The sequence below is a fragment of the Kitasatospora sp. NPDC088264 genome (assembly GCF_040685715.1).
GTDB lineage: Bacteria > Actinomycetota > Actinomycetes > Streptomycetales > Streptomycetaceae > Kitasatospora.
Genome location: NZ_JBFBIR010000004.1, coordinates 225281 through 248098, shown reverse-complemented (window position 1 = coordinate 248098; position 22818 = coordinate 225281). Strand labels below are relative to the sequence as shown.

The 22818-nt window shown below is 74.2% G+C and carries 24 protein-coding genes; 4 read left to right on the top strand and 20 right to left on the bottom strand.

Translation table 11 applies throughout. The features are described 5' to 3' along the window. Positions 1-13 precede the first annotated feature (13 nt). From AB0O82_RS06070 to AB0O82_RS06060, 3 genes are all read right to left on the bottom strand, one after another. A complete protein-coding gene (locus AB0O82_RS06070) occupies positions 14-1624 on the bottom strand; it encodes a cation acetate symporter (protein ID WP_350880245.1) in 1611 nt (536 codons plus the stop codon). Then, positions 1621-1977 (bottom strand): DUF485 domain-containing protein, encoded by a 357-nt coding sequence (locus AB0O82_RS06065; RefSeq protein WP_063349620.1) that lies wholly within the window; start codon positions 1975-1977, stop codon positions 1621-1623. The genes AB0O82_RS06070 and AB0O82_RS06065 overlap by 4 nt, the downstream gene beginning before the upstream one ends. Before the next feature lie 261 nt (positions 1978-2238). Continuing rightward, entirely contained in the window at positions 2239-3282 is a 1044-nt protein-coding gene (locus AB0O82_RS06060) for a zinc-dependent alcohol dehydrogenase family protein (RefSeq protein WP_363580647.1), read from the bottom strand. Between the two features lie 158 nt (positions 3283-3440). On the opposite strand from AB0O82_RS06060, the gene AB0O82_RS06055 reads away from it, so the two are divergent. After that, a complete protein-coding gene (locus AB0O82_RS06055) occupies positions 3441-4436 on the top strand; it encodes a DEDDh family exonuclease (protein WP_363580645.1) in 996 nt (331 codons plus the stop codon). A gap of 31 nt (positions 4437-4467) precedes the next feature. After that, the gene (locus tag AB0O82_RS06050) at positions 4468-5274 is read left to right on the top strand and encodes an SURF1 family cytochrome oxidase biogenesis protein (protein ID WP_363580643.1); all 807 of its coding nucleotides are present in this window, start codon (positions 4468-4470) and stop codon (positions 5272-5274) included. A 46-nt stretch (positions 5275-5320) separates the two neighbouring features. On the opposite strand, the gene trxA is transcribed toward AB0O82_RS06050, so the two are convergent. Continuing rightward, entirely contained in the window at positions 5321-5653 is a 333-nt protein-coding gene (gene trxA / locus AB0O82_RS06045) for a thioredoxin (RefSeq protein ID WP_063349617.1), read from the bottom strand. A 3-nt stretch (positions 5654-5656) separates the two neighbouring features. Continuing rightward, positions 5657-6082, bottom strand: coding sequence for a MerR family transcriptional regulator (locus AB0O82_RS06040; protein WP_350880255.1), 426 nt, complete (start codon positions 6080-6082; stop codon positions 5657-5659). Positions 6083-6273: 191 nt separating this feature from the next. Here AB0O82_RS06040 and AB0O82_RS06035 point away from each other — a divergent pair, with 191 nt between their 5' ends. Continuing rightward, positions 6274-7044 carry an SDR family oxidoreductase gene (locus tag AB0O82_RS06035; RefSeq protein WP_363580641.1) on the top strand — a complete coding sequence of 257 codons (771 nt, stop codon included), beginning with the start codon at positions 6274-6276 and terminating at the stop codon, positions 7042-7044. Between the two features lie 42 nt (positions 7045-7086). On the opposite strand, the gene AB0O82_RS06030 is transcribed toward AB0O82_RS06035, so the two are convergent. From AB0O82_RS06030 to AB0O82_RS05990, 9 genes are all read right to left on the bottom strand, one after another. Next, on the bottom strand, positions 7087-7728 hold the full coding sequence (locus tag AB0O82_RS06030) for an alkaline shock response membrane anchor protein AmaP (RefSeq protein WP_363580639.1): 642 nt from the start codon (positions 7726-7728) through the stop codon (positions 7087-7089). Then, the gene (locus AB0O82_RS06025) at positions 7725-8321 is read right to left on the bottom strand and encodes a DUF6286 domain-containing protein (protein ID WP_363580637.1); all 597 of its coding nucleotides are present in this window, start codon (positions 8319-8321) and stop codon (positions 7725-7727) included. The genes AB0O82_RS06030 and AB0O82_RS06025 overlap by 4 nt, the downstream gene beginning before the upstream one ends. After that, positions 8318-8665: an Asp23/Gls24 family envelope stress response protein gene (locus tag AB0O82_RS06020; RefSeq protein WP_363580635.1), complete on the bottom strand. Its 348-nt coding sequence runs from the start codon at positions 8663-8665 to the stop codon at positions 8318-8320. Before AB0O82_RS06020 ends, AB0O82_RS06025 begins: the two co-directional genes overlap by 4 nt. Continuing rightward, a complete protein-coding gene (locus AB0O82_RS06015; protein ID WP_063349611.1) occupies positions 8665-8856 on the bottom strand; it encodes a hypothetical protein in 192 nt (63 codons plus the stop codon). The genes AB0O82_RS06020 and AB0O82_RS06015 overlap by 1 nt, the downstream gene beginning before the upstream one ends. A 52-nt stretch (positions 8857-8908) precedes the next feature. Further along, positions 8909-9451 (bottom strand): Asp23/Gls24 family envelope stress response protein, encoded by a 543-nt coding sequence (locus AB0O82_RS06010; RefSeq protein WP_363580633.1) that lies wholly within the window; start codon positions 9449-9451, stop codon positions 8909-8911. Positions 9452-9622: 171 nt separating this feature from the next. Next, on the bottom strand, positions 9623-10429 hold the full coding sequence (locus AB0O82_RS06005) for an enoyl-CoA hydratase/isomerase family protein (protein WP_363580631.1): 807 nt from the start codon (positions 10427-10429) through the stop codon (positions 9623-9625). A 232-nt stretch (positions 10430-10661) separates the two neighbouring features. Next, positions 10662-10895: a helix-turn-helix domain-containing protein gene (locus AB0O82_RS06000; RefSeq protein WP_030059940.1), complete on the bottom strand. Its 234-nt coding sequence runs from the start codon at positions 10893-10895 to the stop codon at positions 10662-10664. Between the two features lie 327 nt (positions 10896-11222). Next, entirely contained in the window at positions 11223-12821 is a 1599-nt protein-coding gene (abc-f, locus tag AB0O82_RS05995) for a ribosomal protection-like ABC-F family protein (protein ID WP_363580629.1), read from the bottom strand. Between the two features lie 205 nt (positions 12822-13026). Then, positions 13027-14043 carry a hypothetical protein gene (locus tag AB0O82_RS05990; RefSeq protein ID WP_363580627.1) on the bottom strand — a complete coding sequence of 339 codons (1017 nt, stop codon included), beginning with the start codon at positions 14041-14043 and terminating at the stop codon, positions 13027-13029. Positions 14044-14403: 360 nt separating this feature from the next. Between AB0O82_RS05990 and AB0O82_RS05985 the strand changes: the two genes are divergently transcribed. After that, a complete protein-coding gene (locus tag AB0O82_RS05985) occupies positions 14404-15651 on the top strand; it encodes a glycosyl hydrolase (RefSeq protein ID WP_363580625.1) in 1248 nt (415 codons plus the stop codon). 16 nt (positions 15652-15667) lie between these two features. Here AB0O82_RS05985 and AB0O82_RS05980 read toward each other — a convergent pair whose 3' ends face one another. The 6 genes from AB0O82_RS05980 to AB0O82_RS05955 are packed head-to-tail and all read right to left on the bottom strand — an operon-like array spanning position 15668 to position 22815. Beyond that, the gene (locus tag AB0O82_RS05980) at positions 15668-16828 is read right to left on the bottom strand and encodes a GNAT family N-acetyltransferase (protein WP_363580623.1); all 1161 of its coding nucleotides are present in this window, start codon (positions 16826-16828) and stop codon (positions 15668-15670) included. Then, positions 16825-17703 carry a Wzz/FepE/Etk N-terminal domain-containing protein gene (locus tag AB0O82_RS05975; RefSeq protein ID WP_363580621.1) on the bottom strand — a complete coding sequence of 293 codons (879 nt, stop codon included), beginning with the start codon at positions 17701-17703 and terminating at the stop codon, positions 16825-16827. Before AB0O82_RS05975 ends, AB0O82_RS05980 begins: the two co-directional genes overlap by 4 nt. Before the next feature lie 49 nt (positions 17704-17752). Beyond that, a complete protein-coding gene (locus AB0O82_RS05970) occupies positions 17753-18868 on the bottom strand; it encodes a glycosyltransferase (RefSeq protein ID WP_363580619.1) in 1116 nt (371 codons plus the stop codon). After that, entirely contained in the window at positions 18865-19779 is a 915-nt protein-coding gene (locus AB0O82_RS05965) for a polysaccharide deacetylase family protein (RefSeq protein WP_363580617.1), read from the bottom strand. The genes AB0O82_RS05970 and AB0O82_RS05965 overlap by 4 nt, the downstream gene beginning before the upstream one ends. Continuing rightward, positions 19769-21505 carry a lipid II flippase MurJ gene (locus AB0O82_RS05960; RefSeq protein ID WP_363580615.1) on the bottom strand — a complete coding sequence of 579 codons (1737 nt, stop codon included), beginning with the start codon at positions 21503-21505 and terminating at the stop codon, positions 19769-19771. The genes AB0O82_RS05965 and AB0O82_RS05960 overlap by 11 nt, the downstream gene beginning before the upstream one ends. After that, positions 21502-22815, bottom strand: a complete 1314-nt coding sequence (locus tag AB0O82_RS05955) for an O-antigen ligase family protein (protein WP_363580613.1) — start codon at positions 22813-22815, stop codon at positions 21502-21504. Before AB0O82_RS05955 ends, AB0O82_RS05960 begins: the two co-directional genes overlap by 4 nt. Positions 22816-22818 lie beyond the last annotated feature (3 nt).

The following is a 22818-nucleotide window of genomic DNA, read 5'->3' as shown; positions in this document are numbered from 1 at the left end:
AGTGGGCGCCCGGTCAGTGGGCGCCCAGCCCGGTCAGCGCCCGGACCTCCAGTTCAGCGTACTTCGCCGGGTCGGGTCGGTCCTTGGAGAGCAGGGTGGCGATCCACCCGGCCAGGAAGCCGATCGGGATGGAGACCAGGCCCGGGTTCTCCAGCGGGAACCAATGGAAGTCGGTGTCCGGGAACAGCGAGGTCTTCGCGCCGGAGACCACCGGGGAGAAGACCACCAGCACGACCGAGCTGATCAGGCCGGCGTAGACCGAGCTGACCGCGCCGGAGGTGGTGAAGCGCTTCCAGAACAGCGAGTAGAGCAGGGTGGGCAGGTTCGCCGAGGCGGCCACCGCGAAGGCCAGGGCGACCAGGGCGGCGGTGTTGAGCTTGCCCGCGAAGAGGCTGAGCACGATGGCCACCGCGCCGATCGCGACGGCGGCCCACTTCGCCGAGAGCACCTCCTGCTTCTCGGTGGCCTTGCCGCGCCGGATCACGTTGGCGTACAGGTCGTGTGCGAAGGAGGCGGAGGACGCCAGGGTGAGTCCGGCGACCACGGCCAGGATGGTGGCGAAGGCGACGGCGGAGATCACCGCGAGCAGGATCGCGCCGCCGGTGGTGCCGGAGCCTCCGCCGAGCACCTCGGCCAGCTGCGGGGCCGCCGTGTTGCCGGAGGCGTTGGCCGCCTTGATCGCCTTGGGGCCGACCAGCGCCGCCGCGCCGAAGCCGAGCGCCAGGGTCATCAGGTAGAAGACGCCGATGATGCCGATCGCCCAGAGCACCGACTTCCGGGCCGCCTTGGCGGTGGGCACGGTGTAGAAGCGGACCAGGATGTGCGGCAGGCCGGCGGTGCCGAGCACCAGCGCGATCCCGAGGCTGATGAAGTCGAGTTTGCTGGTGTCGCTGGCCCCGTACTTCAGCCCCGGTTCGAGGAAGGCCGCGCCCTTGCCGCTCGCACTGGCGGCGGCGCCGAGCAGTTCCGAGGGGTTGAAGTGGTACTTGGCGAGCACCAGGACGGTCATCAGCGCGGTGCCGGCGATCAGCAGCACGGCCTTGACGATCTGCACCCAGGTGGTGCCCTTCATGCCCCCTATCACCACGTAGACGACCATCAGCGCGCCGACCGCGACGATGGTCCAGCGCTTGGCGGCGTCCCCGTTGACCCCCAGTAGCAGGGCGACCAGCGTCCCGGCGCCGACCATCTGGGCGAGCAGGTAGAAGATCGACACCACGATGGTGGAGACGCCCGCCGCGGTGCGCACCGGGCGCTGGCGCATCCGGAACGCGAGGACGTCCGCCATGGTGAAGCGGCCGGAGTTGCGCAGCGGTTCGGCGATCAGCAGCAGCGCGACCAGCCAGGCGACCAGGAAGCCGATCGAGTAGAGGAAGCCGTCGTAGCCGGAGAGCGCGATGGCGCCGGCGATGCCGAGGAAGGACGCGGCGGACATGTAGTCGCCGGAGATGGCCAGGCCGTTCTGGAATCCGGTGAAGCCGCGGCCACCGGCGTAGAAGTCGGCCGCGTCCTTGGTCTGCCGCCCGGCCCAGACGGTGATCGCGAGGGTGGCCAGCACGAACAGCCCGAAGAGGGTCATCGTGATGCCGCGGTGCTCCGTGGCGGAGCTGGCGAGCAGGCTCATTCGGCGGACTCCCGGGGAGCGTGGACGACGGCGCCGTGGGCCTCGCGGATCGCGGCGGCGGTCGGGTCGATCCGCCGGTCGGCGTAGCGGGCGTACCAGGCGGCGATGGCGAAGGTGGTGACGAACTGCAGCAGCCCCAGCACCAGGGCCACGTTGATGTGCCCGACGACCTTGGCACCCATCAGGCCGGGCGCGTAGCAGGAGAGCAGCACGTAGAGCAGGTACCAGAGCACGAAGCCGATGGTGACCGGGAAGGCGAAGCTCCGGAACGAGCGCCTCAGGGTACGGAACTCCTCGCTCTCATCGATGAGTTGGACTTCCGTAGGGGTAGTGGTGATCGGCGGCGAATCCACTCTGTCTCTCCTCACTCCTTCGGCGTAGCGGTCGCACACGGGGAACGATCGGACGTGAGGGGCGTCACAATCCGTGTGCGCGCCGCGCAATGCTAGGAGCGTCGCGCCCGCCCCGAAAGGGGTTGACCGCGATCAGCCAGTCGTTCACCCTCTCGCACTATCCAATTGGCCGAAAACCACCACTCACGCCACTTCACAACACCGCCGCCACATGCCGAAGGGGCGGCACCGTCCAGCAGTACCGCCCCTTCTGACGCATCGTCAGAAGGCGATCCGGACCTTCAGCGCCGAGCGGTCGTCCATTGCCCGGTAGCCGTCCGGGACACCGTCCAGGCCCACCGTGCGGTCGAACACCAGACCGGGCTCGATGGCCCCGGAGAGGACGTCCGGCAGCAGGTCGGGGATGTAGGCACGGGCCGGGGCGACGCCGCCATTGAGCGAAACGTTTCGGCCGAACATCTGACCGATGTCGACGCCCGCACTGCCGCCGTGCGGAACGCCGACGTAGCCCACCGCGCCGCCGTCCCGGGCGATCGAGACGGCCGTGCGCATCGACTCCTCGGTCCCGACGGCCTCCAGGACAGCGTGCGCGCCCTGGCCGCCGGTCAGCTCCTTGACCGCCTCGATCGCGGCCTCGCCGCGCTCGGCCACCACGTCGGTCGCGCCGAAGCGCCGGGCCAGGTCGGTGCGGGCGGTGTGCCGGCCCAGCGCGATGATGCGGTCCGCGCCCAGCCGGTGCGCCGCCAGCACGCCGCACAGGCCCACCGCGCCGTCGCCGACCACGGCGACCGTCACGCCCGGGCGCACCCGGGCCGACACGGCGGCATGGTGCCCGGTGGCCATCACGTCGGACAGCGCCAGCAGCCCCGGCAGCAGCTTCTCGTCGCCCGCGGCCTCCTTCGGCAGCTTCACCAGCGTGCCGTCCGCGAACGGCACCCGCACCGCCTCGCCCTGGCCGCCGTCGGAGCCGACCTGGCCCCAGAACCCGCCGTGCGGGCAGGAGGTCTGCAGGCCCTCCCGGCAGAAGTCGCAGCTGCCGTCCGACCAGACGAACGGCGCCACCACCAGGTCGCCCGGCGCGAAGCCGCGCACCTCGGCGCCCGCCTCCTCGACCACGCCCAGGAACTCGTGCCCGATCCGCTGCCCGGCCACCCGCTGGGCCACCCCGCGGTACGCCCACAGGTCGCTGCCGCAGATGCAGGCGTTCACCACCCGCACCACGACGTCCGTCGGGTGCTGGATCACCGGGTCCGGGACCTCTTCGATCCGGATGTCATTGGGGCCGTGGATCACGGTGGCGCGCATGGGAGTTCGTCCTTACGGAGTCGGCCGTCGGGGGGTGTCGACAGCCGGTGGATGGCGTCGACCGGATAGGCGACGCCTATGCGGAATACTCTATTCCGGTCGCTCGGCCGGAACATTTCGACCGGACACGGGCCCGGCGGCGCTTATCCTGTTGGACCATGCAACCGATCCAGCCCGAGACGTACGGCGCGCCGCGGACCGTCCCGGTCCCCGCCCAGCGCACCGCCGCCCCCGCCGAGGGCTTCGCGGTGGTCGACGTCGAGACCACCGGCCTCGGCCGCTCGGACCGCGTCATCTCGGCGGGCGTCTACCAGCTGGACCCGGACGGCGAGGTCACCGACCACTGGTACACCCTGGTCAACCCCCAGCGGGACCCGGGGCCGGTCTGGATCCACGGCCTCACGGCGGAGCTGCTCTCGGGCGCCCCGACCTTCCCGCAGATCGCCGACGAGTTCGCCGACCGGCTGAACGGCCGGGTCCTGGTCGCCCACAACGCGCTCTTCGACTGGAACATGATCTCGCGCGAGTTCTCCCGGGCCGGCCTGCGCGCCCCGGTCGAGCAGCGGATCTGCACCATGGTGCTCTCCCGCGACCTACGGCTGCCGCTGCCCAACGGCAAGCTGTCCTCGCTCGCCGCCCACTTCGGCGTCCGCCAGCAGCACGCGCACAACGCCCTGGACGACGCCCGGGTGCTCGCCGAGGCGTTCCGCCCCAGCCTGCACCTGGCGCGCCAGGGCGGCGTCCCGCTGCCGGTGCAGGCCTGCGTGGCGGTCACCGACCTCGGCGAGGACGAGCCCGCCACGCCCGGCCGCGCCTCCTGGACCGGCGCCGCCTACCGCCAGGCCAAGAAGCGCCCGCCCTGCCCGTACCCCAACCCCGGACGCTGGGAGGACGGCAAGCCGCTGGTGCAGGGCATGCGGGTGGCCTTCACCGGCGACACCGCCACCGACCGGGAGCTGCTGGAGGACCGCGCCGCCGAGGCCGGCCTGCACATCGCCACCTCGGTGAGCCGGCTCACCAGCCTGCTGGTCACCAACGAGCCGAACAGCTGGAGCGGCAAGGCCCGCCGGGCCCGCGAGGTCGGCACGCCGGTGGTCGGCGAGGACGCCTTCCTCCAACTGCTCCGCGAAGTCGCGCCGCACCCCGGTGCGTGAGCCGGATGTGAGGTCGGCGTACCGTGCCCATGTGTACCGTTTTCTGCTGACCCGCCAGTGGCTGATCACCATGCTGATCGCGCTGCTGCTGATCCCCGCGACGATCGAGCTGGGCTTCTGGCAGCTGCACCGCCACGAGGCGCGGGTGGCCCGGAACGACCTGATCGGCAAGGCCCTCACCGTCGCCCCGGTGCCGTTCGACACGGTGTCGTCGACCCCCGGCTTCACGGTGCCCAAGGACCTCATCTGGCATCCGGTGACGGCCACCGGGCAGTACGACACGGCGCACGAGTTCGTCGTCCGCAAGCGGACCGACTCCAGCGGGGACACGATCGGCTACTTCGTCATCACCCCGCTCAAGCTCTCCGACGGCAGGGGCAGCATCCTGGTCAACCGCGGCTGGGTGGCCGGCGACGGCGGCGCCACCGCCTACCCGACGGTCCCGGCCGCCCCGACCGGCGAGGTCTCCCTCACCGGTCGGATGCGCGCCGACGAGACCACGGGCAGCAGCGGTATCAAGGACCGCGCCGGCCTGCCCGACCGGCAGTTCAACCTGATCAACACCGAGCAGCAGGCCAAGGAGACCGGCGTCACCACCGTGCTCGGCGGCTACCTGGAGCTCACCGCCACCAACCCGGCCCCCGCCGACCAGCCCGAGCTGATCCCCGAACCCAACCACTCCGACATCGGCCCGCACATGGCGTACGCGATCCAGTGGTGGCTGTTCACCGCGATGATCCCGGTCGGGGTCGGGGTGCTGGCCCGCCGCGAGGCCAAGGACCGGGCCAAGCAGGCCGCCGAGGCCGAGGTGCCGGTCGAGGCCGTACCGGCGGCCTGAGGCCCCGGCCCGGAAGGACGGCCCCGCAAACGCCCCGGAGAACCGCCTACAGCACGTCCTCCAGCTCGCGCAGCAGCCGCGCCTTGGCCCGGGCTCCGACCACCGAGCGCACCGGCTCGCCGCCGCGGAACACCATCAGCGTCGGCATCGACAGCACCCCGTACGCGGCCTGGGTGCGCGGATTGCGGTCCACGTCCACGCTGACCACCCGCAGCCGGTGCGCCTCCTCGCGGGCGACGTCCGCCAGCACCGGCGCCATCATCCGGCACGGCGGGCACCAGTCCGCCGTGAAGTCCACCAGCACCGGACCTTCGGCCGCCAGCACCTCCGCGGCGAACGTGTCGTCCGTCACCGCGGGCACCCCTGGGATCTGCACCATCGTCTACTCCTTCGCCCATTCGTTCGCCAGTTCACAGCGCGGCGGCTGTCCGGAGGGCTCGGCCGCCAGCCCGTCCCGGGCCCGTACCGCCCGGTCGAACTGCCCGGCCACCCGGGCCCGGACGTCCTGGAGCCGGGCGATGCACTCGTCCAGTTCGGCGAGCTTGCGCCGGTACACCTCCAGCGAGGCCGGGCAGGAGTCGCCCTCGGGGTGGCCCGCCTGGAGGCACTCCACGAACGGGCGGGTCTCCTCCAGGCCGAACCCGAAGTCCTGCAGCGTCCGGATCTGCCGCAGCAGCCGCAGGTCCTCCTCGTCGTACGCCCGGTAGCCGTTGCCCGCCCGGCGGGCCGGCAGCAGGCCGAGCTGCTCGTAGTACCGCAGCGCCCGGGTGGTCGTCCCCGCCCGCTCCGCCAGCTCCCCGATCCGCATCCCCGCACCCGCTCTCCCGGCCCGCCTCCGCACGCCGCCGGGACCGACGGTAGACCTTGACCCGGACGTCAACGCCAGCCCGCCCCCGGCCCCACCTCACCCCTGCTCCCTCCACCGCCCCCGGCGCCACGCCACCCCGCCACCCGCCCCCAGCCCTCCCCCTCGCGCCCGCCACCCGGCAGGATGGCCCCATGGATCTTGGACTGAAGGACAAGGTGTACGTGGCCACCGGCGCCACCCGGGGCCTCGGCTTCGCCGCCGCCCGGGAGCTGGCCGCCGACGGAGCCCGGGTGCTGGTCAGCGGGCGCGGCAAGGAGTCCGTGGCCGCCGCCGTCGCCGAGCTGGACGCCATCGGCGGCGCCGGGACGGCCCACGGCCTGGCCGCCGACAACGCCGACCCGGCGACCGCCGAACGGCTGATCGCCGAGGCGACCGGGCGCTTCGGCCGGCTCGACGGCGTGCTGATCAGCGTCGGCGGCCCCCAGGCCGGCCCGGTGGCCACCGCCCCCGAGGAGGCCTGGCGCGACGCGTTCGAGTCGGTCTTCCTCGGCGCGCTGCGGCTCGCCCGCGCCGCCGCCGCAGCCCTCGGCGAGGGCGGCGTGATCGGCTTCGTGCTCTCCGGCTCGGTGCGCCAGCCGATCCCCGGCCTGGGCATCTCCAACGGCCTGCGCCCGGGGCTGGCGATGGCCGCCAAGTCCCTCGCCGACGAACTCGGCCCGCGCGGCATCCGGGTGGTGGGCCTGCTCCCGGCCCGGATCGACACCGACCGGGTGCGCGAGCTGGACTCCCTGGGCGGCGACCCGGACGGCGCCCGCGCCCAGGCCGCCGCGACCATCCCGCTCGGCCGCTACGGCACCCCCGAGGAGTTCGGCAAGGTCGCGGCCTTCCTGCTCTCCCCCGCCGCCTCCTACCTGACCGGTGTGATGATCCCCGTCGACGGCGGCGCCCTGCGCCCCCTCTAGAACGCACACGGGGGCGGGCGTCCGACTCCGCCCGCCCCCGGTTCACTCCACCCGCGGGGGCCTGCGCCGCCCTCGGCGCCGTCGCGACTCGGGCCGGGCGGCCTGGAGGACCCGGATCCGCAGGTCGGCGGGGAGTTCCGGGAGGCCCAGGCTGGTCCGGGCGTCGGTTCGCGGGCCGGTGTCGAAGTGCTCCACCAGGGCCGCCGGATCGCCACCGGGGGTGAGCCGGACAGCGCCCCGCAACCGCGGGTGCCCAGGTGCGCGCACCAGGCGTACGCCCGCGCGCTCGACTTCGGGGAGCGTGGCCGTCCCGTTCTCCAGCGCCTCTTCCAGCGCCCGGGTGCGGACCCGCAGCCGGAGTCCGGTGGCACCTGGCGTCGGCACGACGAGGCCGGCCGGGCCGCTGCGCCGCAACTGCGCCACCAGCCACCAGGCGGTGCCCGCGATCACCACGGCCAGCCCGCCGATGACGGTGGGCCACCACCAGGTCGAATCCGCCCAGCGGGTGCGCGAGCGGGCACTGAGCACCGGCTGGTCCGGGGAGGTGAGCGGCCACCAGCCCGGCGGGTCGGCGCCGAGCCGGCGGTACAGGTCGAGCCCGCCGGCCAGCACCAGCACGCCGACGGCCAGCAGCACCGCCCCGACCACCCCCAGCAGCAGCCGGTTGACACCCGTCCGCCTCATCCCGCCGCCCCCACCCCGGGCCCCGCCCGCACGTCGAGGCGCAGCGGCCGGGCCAGCGTCACCCGCGCCAGCTCGTCCCGCAGTTGGCACTGGACCGACACCGGGTCCGCCGCCCCAATGAGGGTGACCCGGACGCGCCGGCGGCTGATCCGGATCCGCAGCTCGTCGATGCCCTGGAGTCCGGCGGCGCGGTCGGCGAGCAGGTGCCCGATGCCGGCCCGGTCGATGGCGGCGCCGGTGTCGCCGTGCGGGCGCAGCGGGAGCCAGCGGCCGAGACCGGGGGCGAGGGCCAGCCAGAGCAGCACCCCGCCGAGGAGGACGGCGGTGCCGGCACCCACCAGCACCCACAGGTCGTCGAGGTGACGGGTGGCCAGTTCGTCGGCGATCCGGGCGCGCCACCGGCGGGTCGGGTACCCGGCGCGGACGGCGACCACGTCGTACAGCAGCGCGCCCGCGAGCACCAGCAGCACGGTGGCGACGAGCGCCGCGACGACGGCCCGCGGCGCCCGCGGCCGCCGCACCTTCTCCGGCGGGGGCCCGTCCCCGACCGCCGTCGCCTCCTCGCCGGGCACCGGTTCGACCCCCGTACTCATGACACTCCCCCGGTCACCAGCCGCTCCACGACGACGACCACCTCGGACACCCTGGTCCCGGTGAACCCGGCGACCTGCGCGGCGACGCGTTCGCGGACGGCCCGGGCGAGCGCCGCGAGGTCGGCGGGGAAGGGCAGTGCGACGGCGACCCGGACGGTCACGGTGCTGCCGGGCACGGCCACCGAGACAGTGGGCGGTGCGCCCTTGGCGGTGCGGCCGGTCCAGGCGTCGGCGAGGGCCTCGCGGGCGGCCCGGGCGGCGATGCGGGCGTAGACGCGGTCGGCGATCCGGAGTCGGCCCCGGGCCGCGGGTTCGCGGCGGGCACTGGTGGTGGGAGCCGCCATCAACGGCGCCGGTCGCGGCCGCGGAGCAGGTCGCCGAGGTCGCCCAGCTCGATGTCGCCCTCCAGCAGGCGGCCGGCCACGAAGCCGACCAGCCCGAGCGCGGCGACCAGCAGGAACGCCGCGAAACCGCCGAAGTACCCGGCGAAGCCGAGGGCCATGCCCACCACCAGGCCGACGATGGCCAGGTTCATCCGCTACTCCTCGTCCTCGCTGCCGCCCGCCGCCGGGCGCTTCGTGGGCTCGCTACTTGAGTTTGGGCCGCTGCCCCGCGACGACCGTCTCCTCTTCCTCCTCCTCGACGTCCGGCTCGTCGGGGAGATGGACGTCGTTGACCGCGATGTTGACCTCGACGACTTCCAGGCCGGTCATCCGCTCGACCGCGTCGATGATGTTCTCCCGTACCTGCCGGGCGAGTTCGGGGATGACCACGCCGTACTCGACGACCAGGGCGATGTCGATGGCGGTCTGCTTCTCGCCGACCTCGGCCTTGATGCCGCGCCCGACGCCGGACTTGCCGCCCGGCACCCGGTCGCGCATCGCGCCGAAGGTGCGGGCGAGGCCAGAGCCGAGGGCGTGGATGCCGTTGACCTCGCGGGCGGCCATCCCGGCGATCTTCTCGACCACGCCGACGGCCAGCGCCGTGCGGCCGCGCTCGCCGGTCGGCTTGCCGGCGTCGGTCGCGGCGGAGGCCGAGGACGGCGAGGACGGCGCGTGGGCGGCGGAGCCGGCGGCCGCGGCGTGGCCGGGGTTCTTGTGCATGGTGGCGGGGGTCGGAGTGTCAGGCATGGGGGCGCATCTCCCGTCGTACGGCTCCAGCTATATCGCAAATCCCCATAACTCTGACATTTCGCCACGTTCCGCGCCCGCCGGGAGGGCCACCGGGATGCCTCCGGAACGCCGAGGGCCCGGCCCGGGGAGCACTCCCCGGGCCGGGCCCGTTCACACGACGCAGCCTGGCTAGTCGCCGATCCCGGCGAGGTCCCGCAGGCGGCGGGCCTGCGCCGCCCGTTCGGCCGAGCGCTGCTCGTCGAAGGAGCGGCCGGCGGCGCCCTGGAGCAGGGCCTTGGTCTCGATGACGGCGTTGCGCGGCGCGGCCAGCAGGGCGGCGGCGAGGTCGCGGGCGGCGGCGTCCAGTTCCGCACCGGGGACGGCCAGGTTGGCCAGCCCGATGGCGGCTGCCTCCTCGGCGCCGACCCAGCGGCCGGTGGCGCAGATCTCCAGCGCCCGGGCGTAGCCGACGAGTTCGGTGAGCGGCTTGGTGCCGGCCAGGTCGGGGACGAGGCCGAGCGAGGTCTCCTTCATGGCGAACTGGACGTCGTCGGCGACGACGCGCAGGTCACAGCCGAGGGCGAGCTGGAAGCCGGCGCCGACGGCATGGCCCTGGACGGCGGCGATGGAGACCAGGTCGGGGCGGCGCCACCAGGTGAAGGCCTGCTGGTAGGAGGCGATGGTGTCGTCGAGCTCCTGGTCGGGGGCGCCGGCGAGCTGGAGGAAGGTGGGCTCGCCGGGGATGCCCTCGGGGGTGAACATGGCCCGGTCCAGGCCCGCCGAGAAGGAGACGCCCTCCGCACGCAGCAGGACCACCCGGACGCCGCCGGGCAGGTCACGGCCCGCGGCGGCGAGGGCGCGCCACAGGGCGGGCGACTGGGCGTTGCGCCGCTTGGGCTGACACAGGGTGACGACGGCGAGTTCGCCGTCGATCTCCAGGCGGACGCCGTCCTGCTCCCAGCTCGGGGCCTGCGGGTCGGTGACGGGGGCGGTCATGCGGGGACCTCCGGTGGCGAGGGGCTTGGCTACCGGAGAGTAACAAACCTGGGCGCACGCCGGCAGGGCGCCGGCCCGGAAAGATCGACGGAAGGAGCGCGCCCGGGGGCGGACGACACCCCGGACATGACGATCGGCGGCCGGTCCACTCGACCCGAGGGCGGACGATCGGTTCTCGTCCCCCCGGTCGGCGCCCTGCCGCCGCGCCATTCAGCCATGAGCTGACGGACCGTCAGGAACCGGCCCCGGCGGTCGCCTTGTTCTTGCCACGCGTGGCACCACCGCGGCCCCGGAGAATGACTCCGGACTCGCTCAGCATCCGGTGCACAAAGCCGTACGAACGACCGGTCTCCTCCGCGAGAGCGCGAATGCTCGCCCCGGAGTCGTACTTCTTCTTGAGATCGGCCGCGAGCTTCTCACGCGCGGCACCGGTCACCCGGCTGCCCTTTTTCAGAGTCTCGGCCACCCGTGCCTCCTCGTAGCGTTGCTCGGTCAGATTCCCATGATCACCCATCCACCGCGTCCTGGCCACCCATTCGGCAAGGTCGATGTCGGGAATGCGTGGTCCTGCGGTGGTGATCCGAGCGCATCAGGGCGCTCACGTAGAGTGCGCGCCCCCGGGCGGATTCCGCCATCCGCCGAGAAAGGGCTGATCAGCAGTGTCGGCCCGACCACGATCGAGTGGCGGGCCGACAGGAAGTCCTTAAACGGAATCCAGGCTTTCTTCATTCCCGGACACGCCGTAAGTACTAGTTTTTCTGGTCCTGAAAGCGGAGATCGCGTCTACACCCGGTCAGGCCAGCGAGACCAGATCGGCGTACGCCGGGCTCCAGAGGTCCTCGACCCCGTCCGGCAGCAGGATGATCCGCTCCGGCTGGAGCGCCTCCACGGCGCCCTCGTCGTGGGTGACCAGCACGACCGCGCCGGAGAACTCCCGCAGCGCGCCGAGGATCTCCTCGCGGCTGGCCGGGTCGAGGTTGTTGGTGGGCTCGTCGAGCAGCAGCACGTTGGCGCTGGAGACCACCAGCGAGGCCAGCGCGAGCCGGGTCTTCTCACCGCCGGAGAGCACCCCGGCCGGCTTGTCGACGTCGTCGCCGGAGAACAGGAAGGAACCGAGGATCTTGCGGATCTGCACCAGGTCGGTGTCCGGCGCGGAGGAACGCATGTTCTCCAGCACCGTGCGGTCCGGGTCCAGGGTCTCGTGCTCCTGGGCGTAGTAGCCGATCTTCAGGCCGTGGCCCGGGATCACCTCGCCGGTGTCCGGCTGCTCCACCCCGGCGAGCATCCGCAGCAGGGTGGTCTTGCCCGCGCCGTTGAAGCCGAGGATGACGACCCGCGAACCGCGGTCGATGGCCAGGCCGACGTCGGTGAAGATCTCCAGCGAACCGTAGGACTTGGAGAGCCCGCTGGCCGTCAGCGGGGTCTTGCCGCAGGGCGCCGGGTCCGGGAAGCGCAGCTTGGCGACCTTGTCGTTCTGGCGCACCTGCTCCAGGCCGGAGAGCAGCTTCTCGGCACGGCGGGCCATGTTCTGCGCGGCCACCGTCTTGGTCGCCTTGGCCCGCATCTTGTCGGCCTGGGAGTTGAGGGTCGCGGCCTTCTTCTCGGCGTTGGCCCGCTCGCGCTTGCGGCGCTTCTCGTCGTCCTCACGCTGCTGCTGGTACTGCTTCCAGCCCATGTTGTAGACGTCGATGGCGGAGCGGTTGGCGTCCAGGTAGAAGACCTTGTTGACGACCGTCTCGACCAGCTCGACGTCGTGCGAGATGACGATGAAGCCACCCTTGTAGGTCTTCAGGAAGTCCCGCAGCCAGACGATCGAGTCGGCGTCGAGGTGGTTGGTGGGCTCGTCGAGCAGCAGCACGTCGGAGTCCGAGAACAGGATCCGGGCCAGCTCGACGCGGCGGCGCTGACCACCGGAGAGAGTGTGCAGCTCCTGGTTCAGGATGCGGTCCGGCAGGCCCAGGGCGGCCGCGATGGTGGCGGCCTCGGCCTCAGCGGCGTACCCGCCCTTGGTGAGGAACTCGGTCTCCAGGCGCGCGTACTTCTTCATCGCGTTGTCCCGGGTGGCGCCCTGGCCGTTGGCCATCCGGTCCTCGTTCTCGCGCATCTTCTTGAGCACGGTGTCGAGGCCGCGGGCGGAGAGGATGCGGTCCTTGGCGAGGACGTCCAGGTCGCCGGTGCGCGGGTCCTGCGGGAGGTAGCCGACCTCACCGGAGCGGGTCACCGTGCCCGAGGCCGGCATGCCCTCGCCGGCCAGCACCTTGGTCAGCGTGGTCTTGCCGGCGCCGTTGCGCCCGACCAGGCCGATCCGGTCGCCGGCGGCGACCTTGAAGTTCGCGGACTCGATCAGGATTCGGGCACCGGCGCGCAGCTCAAGGGCGTTGGCGGAAATCATGGCGGAAACTACTCCTGGGACGTGGGCGGGCGGCCGGACGGGGCCCGGGGCCGGGCAGCGGGAAGGGGCGTCGTCGGTGGTCGGCACAGCGCACGAGGCGGTGCCGCGCGCCCGCTATTGCCCGGAGAAGTCAGCCATGACGGCAAGTCTACCGGGCCGCGCGGAAACCCCCGGGGCTACCGCCCAGGGGTACCGGCGGGCGGCGTTACTGCTGGGACTGCTGAGGCTGCTGCGCCTGGAGCTGCATGGGCACCTGGTCGCCCACCGGGGCGTCCTGACCCACCGGGGCGTCCTGGGCCGGGCTCGCCGCCGGGTCGGTGCAGCCGCCCTGCGGACGGACCGCCGCGAACGGCGCGGACGGGCTGCCGCAGGCCGCCTCGGGGGCGGCCGCCTTGGTGTCGAACACCCGGGCCGGAACGATCGGGCCGTCGGTGATCAGCACCCGGCTGCCGTCCAGCGCCTTGACCGAGGCGCTCGGGCCGGTGTTCAGCTGCCAGCCGGTGCTGTCCAGCCGGTACCCGTTGATGCCGCCGGAGACGGCCTGCCCGGCGCTGTTGGTGCAGCTGCGCGGGACGAGCACGGCGTACTCGGTGCCGACCGTGCGCAGCGGGTCGTAGACGCAGCTGCCGGGCGGCTTGGAGTTGTAGCGCAGGTCACCGTCGGCGTCGCGCAGGCCCATGGTCAGGTTCGGGGTCACCACGGCCACCCAGGCAGAGCCGCCCTGCGGGACGGTGTGCAGGGCCGCCGCGGCCCGCTCCTGGGCCAGCTCCTTGCGCTGCGCGTCGGTGCGCTTGTCGGCGCCGGGCTCGCCGTCGCCGCGCAGCCAGTCCGCCAGGCCGGGCACCGCCCGGTGCCAGCGCACCTCGTGGTCGCCCGGGCGCACCGAGGTGACCAGGCCGTCGTCCCAGACCACGATGGCGTTGTCCCCCGCCATCGACAGGTACAGCGCGGTGGCGCCCTCGCGGCGGTAGGACCAGGCCTGCTCGCCGCTCTGCCGGTGGAAGGCCTCCAGTCCGGGGCCGACCTTCAGATCCAGGTCGGCCGTGCTCAGCGACTGCGTGCTGACCGGCGTGGCCTCCGCCTCGCCCGGCCCCGCCACCCGGTCGCCGAACGGCACCGGCTTGTTGGCGTGCGCCGCCGCACCGGCCGCAAGGACCAGCATCACCGCCAGGGCAGGCAGGATCGAGCGGGGGGTCAGTACACGCAGCGGCTTCCAGGACACGGCCGGAGCGTACCTTTCACCGGGCACGCGAGTCAGCCTGGAATCGCCCCCGCCCCACCCCTCGGACCGCGCGTCCGGCCGCGCGCGCCCTCCCCGCGCACCCGCCCGCCCACCTGCACCGTCGGTGCCGAGGCCGGGCCGCCGCCCGCTCCGGGGCCCGGCGCCGGGGCCCGGCCGGACCGTTACAGAGCTGATACACGCGGCGAGGCCCGGCCGGGCGTTGCGGCAGACGGCGTTCGAATACCGCCCACTTTAGGGTGACATTCGGCTTTTCCGACGCCCGCCGGGCCTACTGTCGGCGAGCGGAGCGCCACGGTCCGTCCAGCGCGCCCCCGCCCCGCGACGCCCGGAGGAGAGACCATGCGAATCGGCCGCCTGACGCTGGCCGCCGCCGCCCTGCTGCTGATGGCCACGGCCAGCGTCCCGGCCGGGTCGCCGCTCAGCCAGACCGAACGGCACACCCTCTCCTCGGACGCCTTCGAGCCGCGCGGCGCCGCCCCCCGCCCGCCCGTCCAGCGGCCCAAGCACGAGCCGCCGTTCGGCGCCTTCGTCGGTTCCTGGGACGACTACATCCCGCAGATCGGCCGGTACGCGCAGTGGCTGGGCGACGCCAACCTGCAAGTCGGCCACACCTACCTGGCGGGCAACAGCTGGGCCGACGTCGAGGGCGAGCTGATGGTGCTCGGCATGTGGTCGCAGTGGCGGCTGGCCGACCCGTCCCGGACGCTCGTCCTCGGCGTGCCGATGCTGGTGCCCAACGAGGCGAACGTGCCGGACGGCGAGGTCGCCAAGCTGCTCGCCCAGGGCGCGCGCGGGGACTTCGACCGGCACTTCCTGCGGCTCGCCCACCGGCTGGTGTCCCTCGGCGGCGCGGACACCGTGCTCACGCTCGGCTGGGAGATGAACGGCGTCACCTACACGCACCGCTGCAAGCCCGACCCGTCCGCGTGGAAGGCGTACTGGCGACGGATCGTCGGCGTGATGCGCTCGGTGCCGGGGCAGCGGTTCCGCTTCGACTTCACCCCGAACCGGGGCCTGGACGCCATCCCGTGGACCAAGTGCTACCCCGGCGACGACGTGGTCGACATCATCGGCATGGACAACTACGACCAGCCCGCCGGGGGCACCTTCGACGACTACGTGCGCGAGCCGTACGGGCTTCAGGACCAGGTGGAGTTCGCCGCCAAGCGCGGCAAGCCGGTCTCCTACCCGGAGTGGGGGCTGTTCCGCAACGGCGACAACCCGGAGTTCGTGCAGCGGATGGTCGAGTGGATGCGCACCCACGACACCGCCTACCAGACCGTCACCGACTACTGCCCGCACGGCTTCTTCGAGTGCGACCGCAACCCGCGCTCCGCCGCCCGGTTCAAGCAGCTGATGTCCGGGTCGAAGGGGGCGCCGGCGGTGGTGCCGACGGCGCCCCAGGCCCCCGTCCCGCCGATCGTCCCGCCGCGCCCGCCCGCGCCCTCGGCCGTGCCCGGGGCCCCGAGCATGGTGCCCGGCCCGTCCGCGAGCCCGTCGCCGGGCCCCTCGGCCACCACGTCGGCAAGCCCCTCGGCGAGCCCGTCCGCGAGCCCGTCGACGGCCCGGACGCCCGCCCGCCGCTGAGCCCGGGCGGGGGCGGTCAGCCGCGGCGGCGGGCCAGCAGGGCCTCCTTGAGCCGCGGGAAGCGGGTCCGCAGCACGTGCGCCGCCTGCTGGCGGACGCGCACCGCGCCGGACCGGGCGACGGCCGCCGGCGCCGGCCCGGGCGGACCGAACAGCAGGCGCTGGTTGGACAGCTGGTCCGGCCGCCAGCGCTGCTTGTACGGCTCCTGGCCGCGCAGCAGGCCGAGCAGCGGGACGCCCGCGCCGACCGTCTCGTCCAGGGCGGCGCTGAACAGCAGCCCGGCGATGTCCAGCCGCTCGCGCAGCACCGGGTGCGCGCCGTACATGTACAGGCCGCCGAAGGAGGGGCAGAGCAGCAGCAGGTTCACCGCGACCAGTTCGCCGTTCAGCCGGAACTGGTGGACGGCCGCCCTGCCGGTGGCGACCAGGCCGACGGTGGACTCGGTCAGGTGGCGGGCGAAGCGCTCGGTGCGGTGCTCCGGGGTGACGCCGCGCTCCTGCCACTGCAGGAAGTGCAGCCGCAGCAGGCCCTCCAGCGCCGCCGGCACCTCGGCCGCCGGCGTCGAGCTGACCTGCACCCCGGCCTCGGCGATCTTGCGCAGCTTCACCCGGCTGCGCTGCGCGGTCTTGCCGGGCACCCGCTTCAGCAGCCGGTCCATCGGGACGGCCGGCAGGTACTGGCAGAGCGAGTCCTGGTAGCGGCGGCGTCGGCCGTGCCAGTGCTCGTACACCCGCTGCACCGCCGCCTCGGGGTGCACCTCGCGCAGCTCCAGGGAGTGCCACGGGCGGGTGAGCGGGAGGGCGGCGGCGAACTCGGCGGCGGCCCGGTCGGCGCAGTCGTCGTCGAGCAGCACGTCGGAGTAGTCGACCAGCCCGGCGCCCAGGGCGGTCAGCCCACCGAGCGGGCCGCCGCGGCGCCTGAAGGCACCCGCGCCGACCAGCAGGCCGTCCCGGCGGACGAGCACCACCAGCAGACTGCCCGGGCTGCCGTAGTGGCGCCACCAGGAGCGCTGCCAGTCGGCGGCCTGGAAGAAGGTGGCGGTCCGGCAGCGGGCGGCCAGGTCGTCCCACTCCTCGGCGAGGGTGTCCAGAGCGTCGTCCTCACGGCGCAGCTCGGTGGTCCAGCCCGGCGCAGCCGGCTGGGCGGGGAGGCCGGCGTGCCGGGTCTCAGTGCTCATCGCCCGCTCCCGGCCGCGGCCTTCTCCTTGGCCGGGGGCTCCTCGGCGCTCTTCTTCGCGGCAGCGGCCTTCCCGGGCTTCCCTTCCGCCTTCCCGGGCTTCTCTTCCGCCTTCCCGGGCTTCTCTTCCGCCTTCCCGGGCTTCTCTTCCGCCTTCTCGGCCTTCCCGGCCTTCTCGGTCTCCTCCGCCTGGCCGGTCTTGCCGGCCTGGTCGGCGGCGGGCGGCTCCTCGCCGCGCGGGCGGGGGGTGGCCGGCGTCGTCGGCTCCACCGGGGCCCCGGCGGCCTCGGCGGGCTCGGCGGCCTCCGGCAGGGCGGCCTCGCCCCGGCGGCGGGTCATCATCACCAGGGCCCCCACCAGCAGCCCGGCCGCGCCACCGACCGCGACGTCCAGCGTGGCGGACGGGGTGGTCGGCTTGTCCGGCTCGGCGGCCGGGGCCAGCGTCACCAGCCGGACGCTGGTGTCCCTGCTGCTGGTGTTCGCGAAGGAGACCAACGAGCGGGCCACCGCGTCGGCGGTCTGGGCCGCCTCCTGGGGGCGCGTCCCGGTGCCGGTGATCTCGATCATCGGGGCGTCCGGGGAGGTGGTCCCGTGCACCAGGGACTCCAGCTCGGCACGGGTGTGGCCGGTCTCGGCGGCCGCCACCGCGAGCACCTGCGGCTGGCCCGCCAACCGCCCGTACGCCTGGGCGAAGTTGGTCGCGGTGGCGGCCTCCCCCGGGTTCTGCGGCACCACGAGGACGTAGGCGCTGGCGGCGTACGAGGGGTGCGAGACGACGGCGTACCCGGCGCCGGCCGCGGCGCCCAGCGGCACCGCGAGCGCCACCGGCCACCAGCGGCGGACCAGGTGGCGGGCCCTTCGGCGCGGTGTGGTCATGGGTGTGACTCCTTGGGTATGTGACGGCGGTTCCGGCGGCGGCGGGCGGTCAAGCGCGGGCCAGCCGGTCGTAGAGGGCGCCCAGGTCTGCGGCGACCCGGGCGATGTCGTAGTGGCCGACCGCCGGGGGGTGCGGCAGCGGATCGGAGTTGTGGTCGTTCAGGTGCCGCAGGTCGCGCAGCGCGGCGGCGTACGCGGCGCCCTCGGACGGGATCCGGCGGGCCTGCGGGGCGGCGCTGGGCGGCAGTTCGTCGAGCGCCGGGCAGGCGCTGTGCCGCACCGGCAGGCCGGCCGCGAGGCCCTCCAGGATGCCGAGGCCGAAGGTCTCCGCGGTGGAGGGGGCGGCCAGCACGTCCAGGGCGGTCAGCAGGTCGGGCACGTCGTCGCGCTCGCCGGTGAGCACCAGCCTTCCCCGGACGCCGAGTTCGGCGGCCCGGTGCTCCAGCGCGGCGCGCTCCGGGCCCGCGCCGACCAGCACCAGCCGGGCGGCCGGGTCGAGAGCGGCGAGGGCCTCCAGCAGCACCTCGAAGCGCTTGCCGGGGACCAGCCGGCCGACTCCGCCGACCACCCAGCTCCCCTCCGGCAGGCCGAGTTCGGCCCGCAGCCGGCGGCGGGTGGCGGCCCGGTCTGCGGCCGGGCGGCGGTAGCGGGCGGAGTCGATGCCGTTGGGGATCAGCTCGACCCGGGCCGGTGGGACGCCCCAGGAGTGCAGCGTCTGGGCGACCTGCCGGGAGACCGCGACGGTGGTGCTGCCGAGTCGCTCGGCCGCCAGGTAGAGGCCCTTGACGCCGCGGGTGACCGGGCGGCCCTCGATCACCCCGGCGTGCAGCGAGTGCTCGGTGGAGACCACCGTGCGGACCCCGGCGAGCCGGGCCGCCAGCCGGCCGTACAGCTGCGCCCGGTACAGGTGGGTGTGCACCAGGTCGTAGCGGCCGGAGCGGACCAGCCGGACCAGCCGGGGCAGCGCGCCCAGGTCGCGGTTGCCGCGCATGCCGAGGTGGTGGACGGTCACCCCGTCGGCGCGCAGCGCGGCGGCGACCGTGCCGGGGTTGGTCAGTGCGACCACCTCGCACTGCTGGTGTGCGGGCAAGTGCCTCAGCAGCAGGTGGAGTTGGCGCTCGGCGCCGCCCGAGGCGAGGCCGGTGACGATGTGCAGGACCCTCACGGCCGGGCCCCCCGCCGGGCGGCCAGGGGGCTTCGGCGCAGCTCGGTGACGGCGTCGCGCAGCCGCTGCCGGCCACGTTTGGCGCGCAGCCGCCAGGCGCCGTCGCGGTCGCCGACGTAGCAGCGGGGCAGCGCGAAGCGGCCGGTGAGCGGGGAGTGCGCGATGGCGCAGGCGTAGTCGTAGCCGGCGTCGCGCACGGCCTCGGTGGCGGGCAGGTCGACGGCGCCGTACGGATAGCAGAAGCCGGTGACCGGGCCGCCGACCACCTCCTCCAGGAGGCGCCGGCTCTCCCGGGTCTGCACCGCCAGGACATCGGCCGGCAGGCCGGGCAGCGCCTGGTGGCCGAGGCCGTGCGAGCCGATCTCCCAACCGGCGGCGGCGAGTTCGGTGACCTCCTGGACGGTGAGCAGCTGCTTGCGCGGCCCCTTCGCGTCCCAGCCGTTGTCCTGGCCGAGCAGGTCGGCGACCACGTACGCGGTGGCGGTGAAGCCGTACGCCTGGAGGATCGGCACGGCGTGGCGCGCGAAGTCCGCGTAGCCGTCGTCGAAGCTCAGCCCGACCAGTCCGCCGTCCCGGCCGACGGCCCGGGCCCGCATCAGCTCGCGCACGGAGACGCCGCGCCGCCCGCGCCGGTGCAGCCAGGCGACCTGCTCGGCGAACCGCTCGGGGCTGACGGTCAGCTGGTACGGGTCCTCCTTCTCGACCGCCACCGAGTGGTACATCAGGATCCACGGCGAGGAGGAACCGGGGCCGGACGGTTCGCCGAGCGGGCGGCGGCTCCTGGGCAGCTGCGCCTTCGGCCCGGCGGGGTCGGTGTACGGGAGGTCGCCACGTGGTGCGGCTGCGGCCGGTACGGCCTGGCGGCGGACGCCCGCCTGGGCCGAACGGACGGTTCCCCGTTCATTGTCCATGGGGAAGCTTCCCTTCATCGGCGACGGTTGGCGGGTTCAGGGCCCGGGCCACGGCGAGGACCGGACCGCGCACCTCACGCGCGCCGAGGCCGGTGCCGAGGACGGCGAAGGCCAGCGCCACGGTGAGGCCCCCGAGGAGGGTGGAGAGCAGGGGGCCGGCGGCCAGCCCGGCGACGGCGGCGCCGAGGGCGGTGGCGCCGCCGGCGGCGGCCACCAGCCGGGCGTGGCCGCCGAGCACCCGGCGCAGCCGCAGCGGGATGCCGCGCAGCACCAGGCCGTGCAGCAGCAGTGCGGCGGTGGCGGTGATGCCGGCCGCGTTCCCGGCGGCGAGCCCGAGAGCGCCGAAGCGGGGGGTGGCGAGCAGGCTGACCACGACGGTGACGCCGAGGCCGAGCAGCATCGCGGCGACCGGGAACCAGTCCAGCAGCCGACGGCCGCCGTCCTCGGTGCCCGGATCGTCGGCCCGGCGGACCACCGGGCGCAGCGAGAAGTACGGGCGGATCATCACGCCGATCAGCGCCTGGGCGGGCAGGCCGAAACTGTAGACCCGGATGACGGCGGCGGTGGCGGCGGTGTCCTGCGGGCCGAAGGCGCCGCGCTGGAAGAGCAGCGAGACCACCGAGGGGGCGCAGGCCATCAGGAAGGCGGTGCCGCCCAGGACGACCGCCGCGGCCTGGCCGAGGTCCTTCTCGACCCGGTCCCGGGCGGCGGCGAGGTCCCCGGCCGCCAGCGCCCGGGCGACCAGCGGGAAGGTGACGGTGCAGATCAGGATGCCGGCCGTCATGGCCAGTTGGGAGACCTTGGCGGCGTAGTTGAGGTGCGAGATGGTACCGGGCGGCAGCGCCGAGCCGAGGTAGCGCTCGACGAAGACCTGCGACTGGCGGGTCAGGGTGAACGCGGCCACCGGCAGCAGGGCGAACGGCATCAGCACCAGCGCCTTGCGGGAGCGGCCGGCGCGGCCCGCGCCGGGGTGCGATCCCGGGCCCGCACCCTGGCGCAGCCGGCGCAGGAACGGGGCGACCAGCAGGCCGGCCATCAGCAGGCTGCCGAGCGCGACGCCCAGGGCGGCGGAGCGCACGCCCAGGAAGGACTGGCAGCCGAGCAGCACGGCGAGGATGCCGACGTTGTAGGCGACGTAGATGCCGGCCGGCGCGGTGAAGCGGTGGTGGGCGCGCAGCGCGGCGGCGAGGTAGCCGGCCACGCCGAACGGCAGCACGGTGATCGCGGTGATCCGGGTGCAGGTGACGGCGAGGCCGGGGTTGGCCAGGCCGGGGGCGAGCAGCTCGACCAGCTGCGGGGCGCCGAGGGCGGCGGCCAGCGCGAGCCCGCTGAGCGCAAGCAGCAGCCAGGGCAGGGTGGCGCGGACCAGTTGGCGGACCGGGTCGGGGGCGTCCGGGTCCTCCTCGCGCAGCACCAGGGCGAGCGCGAAGGCGGGCACCATGAGGAAGGACATGGCGTCCTCGATCAGCAGCGGCGCGGCCGTCTCCGGGACGGTCCAGGCGACCAGGAAGGCGTCGGTGCCCTGGTTGGCGCCGAAGTAGCGGGCCAGCAGGAGGTCGCGCAGCAGGCCGAGGCCGGATCCGGCGGCGCTGAGGACGGCGGTGATGCCGAAGGCCTTGGCGAGGAAGCCGCGCCTGGGGGCCGGGTCGGGCCCGGACGGCGGGCCGTCGGCGGCGCCGCGCGGGGCGGGCACGGCGGAGGCGAGGGCCGGCTGGTCGGTGGTCATCGCGGGTCGGCCTCCGCGACGCAGGCCCGGGCCGCGAGGCCGAGGACGACGGAGGTCAGCACGGTGGTGGTGCCACCGATGTCCGCGTACAGGAAGTCGACCAGCACCCAGGTGAGCAGGGCCAGGGCGGCGAGGGCCGGGCCGCGGGAGTGGCGCAGGCAGCCGAGCAGCAGACCGAGGAAGAGCGCGGCGTAGGCGACGATGCCGATCAGACCCTGCTCGCTGAGCACCAGGAAGTACATGTTGTGCGGGGAGAGCAGCGGTTCGCGCTGGAAGCCGATGGTGGGGTCGGCGGCGTCGCTGCCGGAGGAGAGCCGCAGCGGGGCGTGGCTGTCGCGCAGTTGCTGGAAGGCCTTGGGGCCGGCGCCGTGGACGGGGTGGTCCTGCCAGATCCGCCCGGCGGTGGACCACAGGTCGTAGCGGTCGGAGACGGACTGGTCGGGGGCGGCGGAGACGGAACCGATCGAGCTGAGCCGCTCGGTGACGCCGGAGGCGCCGAGGCCGAGGCCGCCGACCAGGACGACCGCGGCGGCCAGGCCGAGGACGGCGCCGCGGACGGCGAGCCGGGCGTCGGCGCGCAGCAGCAGCACGGTGGCCGCGGCGGCGGTGGCGATCCAGCTGCCGCGGCTGAACGAGACGGCGAGCGGGAAGGCCAGGAAGGCGGCGGCCGCGAACATGGCGCGGCGCAGCCGGACGTCGCCGCCGGGACGGCGCTCGGCGAGCGCCAGGGCCAGGGCGGCGAGCAGGCCGTAGCTGACGACCGTGGACATCGCCATGATGTCGAGGGCGCCGAAGGTGCCGACGGCCCGGATCGGCTGGCCGGTGTAGGAGGCGCCGGTCCGGGTGAGGTACTGGTGCGCGCCGACCACGCCCTGGATCAGCGCGGCGAGCACGAAGGAGCCGAGGACCAGCCGCTGGTCGACGCGGTCGCGCAGCGAGCAGAGCACCCCGGCCGGTACCAGGACGAACACCTGGGTGAGCCGGACGAAGCCGGTGAGGCTGGTGGCCGGGTCGATCGAGCCGACGGTGGCGACGGCGGCGGCGACCACGATGCCGCCGAACAGCACGCAGGTGGCGCGGCTGACGGCGGGCAGCCGCCCGCGCAGCAGGTTGAGCGCGGTGAGGGCGACCAGGGCCAGCGAGGCCACGTCGGCGGCGGTGACGTGGACGGCGGCGGCGACGTCCTTCTCACCGGTGGGCACGCAGACCAGCAGGACGGTCGCCGCGGCGAGCGGGCTGGGCCGGTCCGCGAGCGCGGGCAGCGCCTTGCGTAACGCGAGCCGCGGGACGGCGGGAAGGGTCAGGGCCACGCG

Bases quoted from the DNA above. Each gene is read 5' to 3' on its own strand.
- AB0O82_RS06035 (WP_363580641.1), top strand. From the start codon at position 6,274: ATGGATCTTGGACTGAAGGACAAGGTGTACGTGGCCACCGGCGCCACC.
- AB0O82_RS06025 (WP_363580637.1), bottom strand. From the start codon at position 8,321: ATGAGTACGGGGGTCGAACCGGTGCCCGGCGAGGAGGCGACGGCGGTC.
- AB0O82_RS05980 (WP_363580623.1), bottom strand. From the start codon at position 16,828: ATGAGCACTGAGACCCGGCACGCCGGCCTCCCCGCCCAGCCGGCTGCG.
- AB0O82_RS05960 (WP_363580615.1), bottom strand. From the start codon at position 21,505: ATGACCACCGACCAGCCGGCCCTCGCCTCCGCCGTGCCCGCCCCGCGC.
- AB0O82_RS06020 (WP_363580635.1), bottom strand. From the start codon at position 8,665: ATGGCGGCTCCCACCACCAGTGCCCGCCGCGAACCCGCGGCCCGGGGC.
- AB0O82_RS06070 (WP_350880245.1), bottom strand. From the start codon at position 1,624: ATGAGCCTGCTCGCCAGCTCCGCCACGGAGCACCGCGGCATCACGATG.
- AB0O82_RS06015 (WP_063349611.1), bottom strand. From the start codon at position 8,856: ATGAACCTGGCCATCGTCGGCCTGGTGGTGGGCATGGCCCTCGGCTTC.
- AB0O82_RS06040 (WP_350880255.1), bottom strand. From the start codon at position 6,082: ATGCGGATCGGGGAGCTGGCGGAGCGGGCGGGGACGACCACCCGGGCG.
- AB0O82_RS06010 (WP_363580633.1), bottom strand. From the start codon at position 9,451: ATGCCTGACACTCCGACCCCCGCCACCATGCACAAGAACCCCGGCCAC.
- AB0O82_RS05975 (WP_363580621.1), bottom strand. From the start codon at position 17,703: ATGACCACACCGCGCCGAAGGGCCCGCCACCTGGTCCGCCGCTGGTGG.
- AB0O82_RS06030 (WP_363580639.1), bottom strand. From the start codon at position 7,728: ATGAGGCGGACGGGTGTCAACCGGCTGCTGCTGGGGGTGGTCGGGGCG.
- AB0O82_RS05985 (WP_363580625.1), top strand. From the start codon at position 14,404: ATGCGAATCGGCCGCCTGACGCTGGCCGCCGCCGCCCTGCTGCTGATG.
- AB0O82_RS06060 (WP_363580647.1), bottom strand. From the start codon at position 3,282: ATGCGCGCCACCGTGATCCACGGCCCCAATGACATCCGGATCGAAGAG.
- AB0O82_RS06005 (WP_363580631.1), bottom strand. From the start codon at position 10,429: ATGACCGCCCCCGTCACCGACCCGCAGGCCCCGAGCTGGGAGCAGGAC.
- AB0O82_RS05965 (WP_363580617.1), bottom strand. From the start codon at position 19,779: ATGGACAATGAACGGGGAACCGTCCGTTCGGCCCAGGCGGGCGTCCGC.
- trxA (WP_063349617.1), bottom strand. From the start codon at position 5,653: ATGGTGCAGATCCCAGGGGTGCCCGCGGTGACGGACGACACGTTCGCC.
- abc-f (WP_363580629.1), bottom strand. From the start codon at position 12,821: ATGATTTCCGCCAACGCCCTTGAGCTGCGCGCCGGTGCCCGAATCCTG.
- AB0O82_RS06055 (WP_363580645.1), top strand. From the start codon at position 3,441: ATGCAACCGATCCAGCCCGAGACGTACGGCGCGCCGCGGACCGTCCCG.